Source organism: Leptonema illini DSM 21528 (assembly GCF_000243335.1).
GTDB lineage: Bacteria > Spirochaetota > Leptospiria > Leptospirales > Leptonemataceae > Leptonema > Leptonema illini.
In genome coordinates, this window is sequence record NZ_JH597773.1 from 123,569 (window position 1) to 134,264 (window position 10,696).

General features: G+C 53.0%; 4 protein-coding genes and 1 pseudogene. 2 read left to right on the forward strand and 3 right to left on the reverse strand.

Annotated features, from left to right (window positions below; all coding sequences use genetic code 11):
* Positions 1–308 (forward strand): annotated as a pseudogene (locus LEPIL_RS23255) (IS256 family transposase); the annotation flags it as partial.
* Between the two features lie 22 nt (positions 309–330).
* Here the strand turns inward: LEPIL_RS23255 and LEPIL_RS00585 are convergent.
* Entirely contained in the window at positions 331–3,411 is a 3,081-nt protein-coding gene (locus tag LEPIL_RS00585; protein WP_002768912.1) for a hypothetical protein, read from the reverse strand.
* 353 nt (positions 3,412–3,764) lie between these two features.
* On the opposite strand from LEPIL_RS00585, the gene LEPIL_RS00590 reads away from it, so the two are divergent.
* Positions 3,765–5,045: a hypothetical protein gene (locus tag LEPIL_RS00590; protein ID WP_002768914.1), complete on the forward strand. Its 1,281-nt coding sequence runs from the start codon at positions 3,765–3,767 to the stop codon at positions 5,043–5,045.
* Positions 5,046–5,785: 740 nt separating this feature from the next.
* On the opposite strand, the gene LEPIL_RS00600 is transcribed toward LEPIL_RS00590, so the two are convergent.
* Positions 5,786–6,571 (reverse strand): ankyrin repeat domain-containing protein, encoded by a 786-nt coding sequence (locus LEPIL_RS00600; RefSeq protein WP_002768915.1) that lies wholly within the window; start codon positions 6,569–6,571, stop codon positions 5,786–5,788.
* 21 nt (positions 6,572–6,592) lie between these two features.
* The coding region (locus LEPIL_RS00605) for a Tle-like phospholipase domain-containing protein (RefSeq protein WP_002768917.1) at positions 6,593–10,696 on the reverse strand (4,104 nt) is incomplete at its 5' end.

Genomic DNA, 10,696 nt, shown 5'->3' on the forward strand with positions numbered 1-10,696 from the left:
AGTGCCTCTCAGAGTCTTCAGGAGGGTTTTAGAGGCACTGTTAACGCTGCATCGCATCAATATGCCGCCGAAATTGAGAACATCCTTTTTACACAACCAATCTGATCGATTCGGCATCCTCGAATCCCAGATCTCAGCTTAACCGGGTTAAACGGTCAAGGCCTCAGACAGACCAGGTGCTCCGATGGGTCGGCAGTCTCCTGCTATCACAGGAGGAACAATTCCGTAAGGTGCGGTCATACACTCATATCCATGAGTTCTTAAACAGCTTCCTGGATAAAAAGATTGACGAGCGGATCTCGGCATAGGATGCATTCAGTGGGTCCCGCCTCAAAGTCTAACTATCACTGGGACATAGTCTCGAAATTCTCCTTTATGTCTCACATAATCGTCCAGTGCCCAACCATACGTCTCTACAGCTGTATGATTGAAAGTGAGGCTCCAGCCTTCACCTCGAAACAGCCCTCCTGCATTAGTATCCATGACCATCTGATAACGCTCGCCATTATCCGGACGACCGTTAATGCCATCACCACCCCAGTGAAAGGCTCCCGTCATATAATCAATGCGGTTTCTTGTATCAAGGGTAAAGTTCACGGCTTGAATCGGTTTGATCGTATGTGCTCCGCCAAGCAGAAGCAGATCAGCACCAAGTCGTTTATCTATGTTTCTTGCCTTTCCCTTCCAGGTCTGCAAGGCATGGGTGACAATCTGCGCCCCCTGACTGTGAGCTACGATCAGGCCGCCGTTGTCCATTATTCCCGAATCAAAGATTTTCCCCCAGGTTCCCGATGCAGCCTCTGTTCCAGGAAGTCCGGCTGCCTGTAAGGCATAGCTGACTCCGAGATTGAGAAGATCACCGGCAACGCTCGTGGAGTTGTAAACACCCATGGAGCCTCCGTAGTTACCAATCGTCGACGCCACCTTCCTTCTCGTAAAATCACTCAGGTCGATAGCGCCAAGACCTCCATTCCATACTCCATTCTGTGTAATCAGATAGTTCTTACCCTTATACTCCGCCAGCTTTTGACGGATGGTCCCATCAGGGCCATCAGCGATCACCTTCATATTCATGTCCAGATCACGGAAGAACATATCCCCGTCATTCAAGCGCTCACCATTGATATAGACACGGTCAGTTCCCAGAATACCCCTTCCTTCTTCCACAATGTAATTCTTCACCTTGCCGTCAGCATCCAGCTCCAAGCGATAGCCAGATGCAGTGAAAAAGTTTGACTTGTTACGAACGTAGAGTCCATCTTCGTTCTCCGTGAGTCCTTCCTTTGATAATTTTTGACCTTTGAGTAAATCATAAACCTGTTTAACCCTGGCAAGCTCGCGCTCATGCGTCCACGGCTCTTTGATAGATGCAACCATTGAATCATACGTGGCGCCGATCGCCCCATCTATGCTACTCTCAATACCACCGAAGAACCCCATATAAGCATCCATTACAGTGTTCCCAAACCGCGTCACAGCATTAGGATTATTTTCGGCATCAGACCCATAGCGCCCATCAAAAGCATCGGCGATGACGGATGGAACACCAAGAAGCAAAGCGAGAGGGACGCCGAGAGCATACTTAGCCAACGTAGTTGCAATACGAGCTGCGGACAGACCACCTATTGCAGCAGCGTGGCCTGCCCCCATCCCCGCGCTCTCGCCAATTTGCATGCCAAGGCCCAGAGTATGGCCGACAGTGGTAAGGGCTCCCAGGCCCACTATTGCAGCTTGCATTGGCAGGAATAGTGCCGCCCCTAAACCAAATTTCGTGAGATTAGCGGCCCCGTCCGCAACATGGCCTAAAACGGTCGTCAAGGTATCCCATACCGAACGGGCAGCGTCCGGGATGGGTCCTTCGATGCTTATACTGTTGACATTCAGATCACGAAATACCCCAAACCCCTGTAGAATCTGTGCCATCCGATTCGTTTGATCCGTCTGATTCGCCTTCTGATTGATCCTTGCCTTTATTTCGTTCAGCACATCGTCAAGACCCGCCAGCTTCAGATCGGCCTCGATCTCAGCGTCTGTTTTGTTATCCCTCTTGCCGTCTTCCAGAATCTTAAGAGTTCTCCCCTCACGAGAATCCTTCTGCATCGACATACTTAACCCACCGGCAAGAGAGCCAAGCCTTGTCAGGTCCGGATTCGCAAATGCAGCATAACCATTCTCGTAGCCCTGCGAGTAATTATAGTATTCTTTACCTGCAGTTAATACCTGCGTCGTGATGTCACGGGCAAGATACTGAGACATATGAGTGGCATTGAACTGCCCGCCAGCGTAATCACCGGCGAATGCTATGGCTGCATTGCCCGCATTGAATTTGCCTGTGAAATTCCCATTCGCATCGTATTCAATTCCGGCCGATGCGGCGCTCACAAGATTCTGCAAGAGGCCCGAATTCATACCAGCAAGACCGGCCGCTACGGAGGCAGAAATAAAAGTCTGATCCGTCGTCTGGTAATCTCGTTTGCCGGTCTTCGCATCGACATGAATCGTAGAGGCAAGAGCAGAACCGATGGCACTACCGATCGCCGTGCCTGCAGGGCCGACAAGACTGCCTACTGCAGCTCCAATCGCAGGCAGCGCACCCTTAACCGCCCCTAACGCCTGCGCCTCGGCCATGTAACCGGCATCCTTACCGTAAACCTCAGAGGCGACTCGCACATTCTGTATCGAGGTCGCAAGCATCGTCACCGGATTGAACTGATTCATCGTCGCCGTGAGGGGATCAATTGATCCCGCGATGCGCTCCATTCTGTCTGCGTTCTTACCGTCGATATATCGGCTCACAAGATCCAGCTTGTTATAGAATCCAAGATAGATGCCACTCGGACGATTCCCGCCATCGCCTAACTCACCGAAACCCGGATCAGCCAGATACTTCAAGACGTCCAATCCTGTTACGTTTTCTCCCATGCCGAGTTTCTTCTGCTCTTCCGCTCCAAGATGTGGAGCAGCCTGCCCGATCTGCGAGACAAACTCGCTCGATCCCGCCGGCTTACCGATCCACCATGCTAAGTCGCCGATGACTTTTTTATCTTTAGAATTCTTCCGCTCTGAGGTCGTTCCCGTCCCCATGATCTTCTCAAAGGCCTTCTGGAGTATCAGCTTCTGGACCGAGAAGAATGATTCTACCTGTACCGTATCGGCGGCTTCAAGGAACGACGGTAGATCAGACATGATCTCGTCGCGGCTTTTCTCGATCATGTCGCCGCTCGAGTTACGGAGCAAGGCTCCGCCATAGCCATCTCCAATAGAGGAGAGGAACCCATCAAGGGCTGCCTTACCGTCATACCACTGATACGCCTCTACCATGCCGACCGCCGTTGAGACGAGTTTACTCTGCTTGATAAACGTATTCCCCGATTTCACAAAGCCGGCGCCGAGGGCGGCAGGCGAAACCACTCCTCAGCCCTCACCCCGCGGGTGGTGCTCTGTTGTCTGGTTGAGCACCAGGCGGGGATTCGGGTGGGAGTGGTTTCGCCGGGCTTTGCGGCCTCTTATTGCGGGCGCCCCGCTTAACGCACAGGCGACAGAGTCAACACCGATGCAAGTTAAGCGGCGGGCTCTTGCGTCGAGCGACTCCCCACCTTACGGTGGGTCCCCTCTTCGACACTTCGATCCCTGGCGCTGGGTCCGTCTGGAGAATCTACTGGCGTTACCCGAGATTCATGGTTACATAACAGGCGAATTTCTCCAGAGCGCAGCCGAGAAATTACTTGCAGGGAGCAGATGTTCCTACTTCATGCAGCCTGACGATGCAAGCAGCCAGGCCGCTCATACACATCCGCCACAAACGCAAGAAGGCTTCCTACGCTACTCTTCTCATCTTCAAGGCTCAGAACGGTCTGCTCACAAGAGAAGAGGAAAAGATCATCCCACGTTCTACATTCCATGAATGGAAGCATAAAGATCTTTCCGGAACCGTCGGCTTCGATCCCGACGAACCCTTTCTCACGAATATCGATACGCTCCACAGAATCAGCGAGAATTCCGCTCTGCTCAAAACCAACGAGGCCATACTCAGAGTCATCGACTTCTACAGAACGGTTCTCGACTCCGTTCGCGGGAACAGGCGAATCTGGAAAGAAAACAGGATTGAAATTGTCAACCTTATTGCATCCATCAAAGACGACATCGGCTTTAACCGTGCCTGCCAGATGCTCCGCATCTCCACACAGAAATACTATAGATGGATGAGGCAGAGCTGTACATCCTCGGCCATCGGCCTCTGCCGCAGGCTCCATCCTGCTCAGCTCACGCACCAGGAACAGAAAGTCCTCAAAGACTATGTTACCGACGGCCGATTCCGATTCTGGTCACTTACAGGTATCTACTACCGTATGATGACCGATGGAAAAGCCTTCATGAGCAAGAATACGTTCTTCTCTTATGCGAGAGCATTCCAGAAAGAAAGACACAGATTCCGCAAGCAGGCGAGACGAATCGGAATTCGAGCAACGGCTCCCTTTCGACTTCTGCACATGGATACGACGATACTCAGAACTCTCGATGGAACAAGGGTCTACATCCACTTCATCAAAGACAATTTCTCTCGAGCCATTCTCGGCTGGGTCGCTTCCCTTGATGCGACATCCCTTAACCCGGCAAGAAATCTCATTCAGGTTTGCGAGAAGTTTAACCTCTTCCACAGAGAAATCGATCTCATGTGCGATGATGGAACGGAGAATAAGGGCGAGGTTTCCGTCTTCCTTGAACGAGACGATGTGCGCATCCGACGAGTCATCGCACAGATCGAGGTCTACTGCTCTAATAGCATGTCCGAGGCCGGGAACAAGACCATGAAGTACGAGTATCTCTTTCCACAGAAGCCTTATTCTTATCACGACGTTATCCGAATTCTCGAAAAGGCCGTGCCCGAATTTAACAGTCGGCCTCACGGTCAGCTCTACGGTCTTTCTCCCGATGACGTTCTCGCGGGAAAGATGCCCGATAAACGGCTCTTCCGTGAAAAAATCGAGCAGGCGAGGGCGAATCGACCGGAAATCAACAGAAATCAGGTCTGCGGCATCTGCTGATAACCCGGGCAAGCCGTTAACTGACCTCAAATCCTCGACCTCCTTACAGATTCGCCTTTCTTCTCATTACTCGAATGACCTTTTCCAGCATGTTCGGATATCCGGACAGTTCTCTTTCATTTCTACAAGCAAGCCTGCAGGGTGCGAGTTAAGCGGCGGGCTACTTCGGGCTCCGCTGCGCTCCGGCCTCCTCGCTTCGCTGCGGGGGCTGGCTTTGCCACCCTGCGTATCCCTGGCGCTGGGGTCCGTCTGGAGAGTCCACTGGCGTTACCCGACATCCATGTTTCACCGAAGAAGAAGAATCGCTGAAATCGAAGTGGTCTTTTCCAACAGTACTCCTGAGGCCGGAAACAAGACCGTGAAGCACGAGTATCTCTTTCCACAGAAGCCTTATTCTTATGCCGACGTGATCCGTATTCTCGAAAAGGCCTCGAGTTTAACAGTCGGCCTCACGGTCAGCTCTGCGGCCTTTCTCCCGATGATGTTCTCGCGGGAAAGATGCCCGATAAACGGCTCTTCAGTGAGAAAATCGAGCAGGCGAGAGCGAACCGACCGGAAATCAACAGAAATCAGGTCTGCGGTATCCGCTGATAACCCGGGCAATCCGTTGACTGACCGCAGCCCCCCGGCACGCTTGCGGATTCTACTTTCCTCCAATATCTCGAATGAACTCTTTGAGTATGACCGAAAATCTGGACAGCTCTCTTTCATTTCTACACGCAAGTAAGCAGGCCACCCAGCTATTTGAAACCACGCTCCTTTAACATACGCAGAACCGTATCGCGATACGGCCTCATTTCTTCGCTGACAGGATAATCACGATAAAACCAGATTCCCTCTAAATCGAAAACAAAGCCCCTCTGTACCAAAAGAATTACGATGTCATACCGACCATAGCTACGAATCGCCATCATGGCAGCATTGTAGTTTGGATACCGCTCATCATGAATATTCACATCGGCGCCAGCATCAAGTAGTATCCGCACATTCTCAATAAAGCCCTCATACGATGCCTTTAGAAGCGGTCGATCAGCGGCCTCACCTTTTTTCGCATCAGGATCACCGCCGTATTGCAACGCCAGACGCAGGTAATACGGATCTTCAATGGCCGCCGCCATCACTGTCGCAGACCAGCCTCTGTGAACACGACTGCTGGAATCTCTGGTAAAGGGGTGGCCCACAACACCCGGACTAGTATAACCATCCCCTGTTCCGCCGAGATTGGGGTCAGCGCCTGCTTTAAGTAAGGCCTCATAGCCCTTCTTGTTTTGGGCACACATCGTCCAGATCAGCATCGGTACGGCTCCCTCTTCTATGTAATTAGGATCGGCACCGCCCTGTACGAGACGATTCACCTCATCGACCTTGCCGCTCACTGCAGCATGCACGAGGGCAAGGGCCTGCGGATTACGATAGGCCTTATCTACCGTGCAGCCGGCACACTGTACCTTACCGAAAGAAAAACAGGATAATAGGGAAAACATGCTAACCATCCCTCCTATCGTGAATGCATTCATCGTCTTCATTGTTATCTCCTTCTTGCCTTCTCATTGCAATTCTCTCTGCAACGAGGTCATCACGTTCGTATTGCTATGAAGAGCCCCCCATCGAAGGAATCTTTGAAAGATGTTTGAGCGCACTTCGCCCCCAGTCATGGCCATCAACTGACGACGTTCACCGGTTGCGGAGGGCAGATACGCCGGTAGAATCACTGCCTCTCCTTGAGACCAGTTCGTTGCGTACTTTATCGGCGTTAGTAATGTAGCAAAGGGATCAAAAATCGGATTATCCTGCACAGCCGAGAGTGCATCACCGTTCAGATAATAGGCCTTCACTCGTTGCTCTATACCTTCCGTCGATCCGCCATAAACAGAATACGCTGTCGATTGCACACCGGCTGCGTTGAACGTTATGGCGTTCTTATTCGTAACGGAAGCCGCCAGGGAGGCCAGTCCTCCGCCCAGAGAGTGTCCCGTGAAGCTCAGTTCACCTTTGTCGCCAACGAGCCTTGCTGCATTCAAGGCCAAATCCCTTGCCTGCGTATACTGAGCCGTGCGAACTCCCATTCCCGTAGTGCCGAGATCGGCCGCGATATCGCCCCACTCGCTTGGCTCTGTTCCCCGGAAGGCCAGGATATACTGGGTCTTGCGCCAGGAATTACCAGGAATACGATACAGCCAGGACTGCATTCCATCTTTCGTTTCGAATTCGCTGAACTTATCCTTGTCGTTTAGCGCGAACCCCATTTCCTTCAGCTCTTCCCGAGAGAGTCGTTCCATTCCAAACGCCGCCATCGAGCGCTGCATGGCCTCCTTCTGGGCCTCAAATATCAACCGCTCATACTTATCCAATTTTTCAACGTCATCTTGATGATAGTTTATATAAACGTCCTCAGCGGCAATGTTATTGATCAACGCAGCCTTCATCTCGTCAATGCGAAGTTTTATGGCATCCAGATGCTGATCGTAGGTCCAGTCGGGGTGATCCTTCTTCTGTTTGGCATAGATCTTTTCGGCCAACTCATTGTAACCTTCCACTGTATTCAGCTTGCGAGCTATCGCTTCGTTCTTGGTCGCAAGGGCTTGAAACAGAGCCTTCTCCTCCTCTACATCCTTCATTGCTCGGCGATCTTGCCAATCGTCATAGGCCTTTCCGAGAGCGTCGCTTCGGTGGGCAGCCCAGTCCAAGCCGTCGCCGATCCAGCCAGATACTTTGTTGTAGCCATATTTCAGACCATCCCACACCGCCCCAATGCCGTCGCCAATCACGCCTGCCAATACTCCATAACCGGCAAGCGTACTCATGCCGCCTTCCCAGAAGCGGCCCCAGGCAGAGCCGGCGGGTTGTGCCGCTCCGTCCAACCGCATATTTCCTTCATCGTCACGTCGAGCGAAGACACCGAGGCCGGCCATAGAATCACTGGCACGATGCGTTCGGTCAAGGGAGTTCGCCAGCTGGTCTTGCCAGTCCTGAGACTGCGACTGCATTACTGTACCGAGTATACCGCCGAGATCAGAGAAATCGGACTCTGCCATGGCCGCGTAACTGTTCTCATGGCCTGCAAGCATCTTCTGATACTGCAGCATCATGTTCATGCCCGTAGAAACGCCCGACTTAGTCAGGTCACTCGCCAGCGTTCCCTGCTTCAGGCCGGCAGCACCTGCTGTTCCAGCAGCAACAAAAGTTATTCCTGCGCCGATCAACGCAGAATCGCCGCGAGAGCCCTCAAGACTCCATTGTCCGGTAAAACGTCCTCGGCTATCGAACTCAGCGCCTGCTTGTAATATCCCCATTGCAGCAGAACTGCCGAGAGCAACACTCTGAGCCGTCTGAGCCGTCACCGCTGCCGCAACAGCTTTCTCAGAGGCCGCTACCAGCTTGGCCGTCGTATCGGCAGCCTGAACGGCAGCCGCCGCTGTATTAGACGCTCTGGCCGCGTAGGTTGCGTATCCTCCGAGAGCCCCACCGACTACGTCCGTCAATGTAGCGAGCGCACCTTCGTCCGTCATCTGGTAACTGCGCTTGCCACTTTTTGCATCAACATGAATAGAATTTGCCGTAGCACTTACAACAGCACCGCCAAGAGCAACAGCACCGCCAATAAGGGCACCGATTCCCGTCCATCCTGCGGCTGCCATAACGGCCGTTCCTGCTGCTACAAGCATGGAACCTGCAATCCTGAGAGGAGTCTTCACCGCACTGAGTAACTGCGCCTCCCACATATAACCTGCGCCCGTTCCGTGCACCTGGGTGGCTATCTGTACATTCTGGACCGCGGTCGCAAGCATAGTCACCGGATTAAACTGATTGATTGTCGCCGATATCGGGTCGACGGAGCCCTGAATACGCTCCATACGCTCGGAGTCTTTACCGTCCACATACCGGCTCACAAGATCGAGCTTGTTATAAAAGCCCAGATAGATGCCACTCGGACGATTCCCGCCCTCGCCTAACTCACCGAAACCCGGATCAGACAGATACTTCAAGACGTCCAATCCTGTTACGTTTTCTCCCATGCCGAGCTTCTTCTGCTCTTCCGCCCCAAGATGTGGAGCGGCCTGCTCTACCTGTGAGACAAACTCGCTCGATCCCGCCGGCTTACCGATCCACCATGCAAGATCGCCGATGACTTTTTTGTCTTTGGAATTCTTCCGCTCCGCTGCAGTTCCCGTGCCCATGATCTTCTCGAAGGCCTTCTGGAGTATGAGCTTCTGCACGCCAAAGAACGACTCCACCTCCACCGCGTCGGCCGTTTCAAGGAATGCCGGCAGGTCGGCCATGACGGAGTCGCGGCTCTGCTCCTCTGGATTGCCCTCTTCGTTCAGAATAATACGGCCGCCGTATCCGGCCCCGATGGACGACAGGTAACCATCAAGGGCTGCCTTACCGTCATACCACTGATACGCCTCTACCATGCCGATCGCCGTTGAGACGAGTTTACTCTGCTTGATAAACGTGTTCCCCGATTTCACAAAGCCGGCACCGAGGGCGGCCATCTCGGTCTGCTGCTCGATGGCCTTATTCTGGCGCTCGATCTGCTCCAGTAGATCAGACATGAGCTTCTGATACTGTTCCAGAATCTTAGCGTTGCCATAGACCACCATCTGCTTCTGGAAGTTACCCATCTCATTGCGGAAGTCCGTAGCAAGGCCGGCAAGGGCGGATTGAGTGTCGGTGCCCCACATCTCTGAGAGCGAGAGGTTTGTGTTAAACCGCTCGATCGATTCGTTAATGTTTGCAAGCTGCTCCAATTCCGTGGGCAGATTGGCGATGATCTGGCTCTTCGCCTTCTCGACCGCATCATTGAGATTGATGGGAGCCATGCTGATGCCGGCGTTACTGGCTAACGTCTGCAGCTGGGTGTTGAATCCGCCAAGCACCTCGGTTAATGCGGCTTCGCTGGCCGCTTCTGAGGCCTTCTTCTTGAGGTCGACCTCCCACTGTTCGCGGTCGGCCATGTGCTTCGCTATGCGTTCATCCCACTCTTTATTGCCGTCTTCTATCTTACGATCGAATTCGCGTTCCCAGTCTCGCCATTCGGTTAAATAGCGATCCTCGGCGTCGGTCCACGAGCGTTTGCCGGCCTTGAGCATGGCGGCTACGCGGCTCTCCCATTCCTGACGGCGATCGAGCAGTTCCTGTTCGCGAAGATCCCACTCCTTTTTCTGTACGTTGACTCTCTGCTGCAACTCCAGATCGAATACGGCCTGCTGGTTGGCTTCATAGTCGGCGTAGATCATCGTATAACCGGCATACTCCCGGCCGCCTTCTGCGTCGGTTTCATTGTCGGCTGCTTCCGTGAAGAGGTCCTTCATGGTGCGGTCGCGTTCTGCTAAGATAAACGACCAGTCGTTATCGCCTGCCTGCGCCTGTCCGGCGGCGAGGTAATCCTGCACGCGATCGTTTCTCAAGATGTTGCCGTGATCGACAAGAGAACGCAGGATGTTGCCGGCATGATAGACGGCCTTATCCTCGACGTCTTCATCAAAAAGGGCGAGCACATAGCTGATATTTCCGTGATGATCGGCTACGGGAATACGCGTATATTTCTTTCCGAGTAGCGATTGCAGAAAGGGGTCGGTGACCGGCGCTTCTACATACTTCTCCAATTCTTCGTCATAGATTTTCGGTGGCTTATACTGGTACACGCC

Coding starts and splice junctions, on each gene's coding strand:
- LEPIL_RS00590 (WP_002768914.1), top strand. CDS start 3,765: ATGCAAGCAGCCAGGCCGCTCATACACATCCGCCACAAACGCAAGAAG.
- LEPIL_RS00600 (WP_002768915.1), bottom strand. CDS start 6,571: ATGAAGACGATGAATGCATTCACGATAGGAGGGATGGTTAGCATGTTT.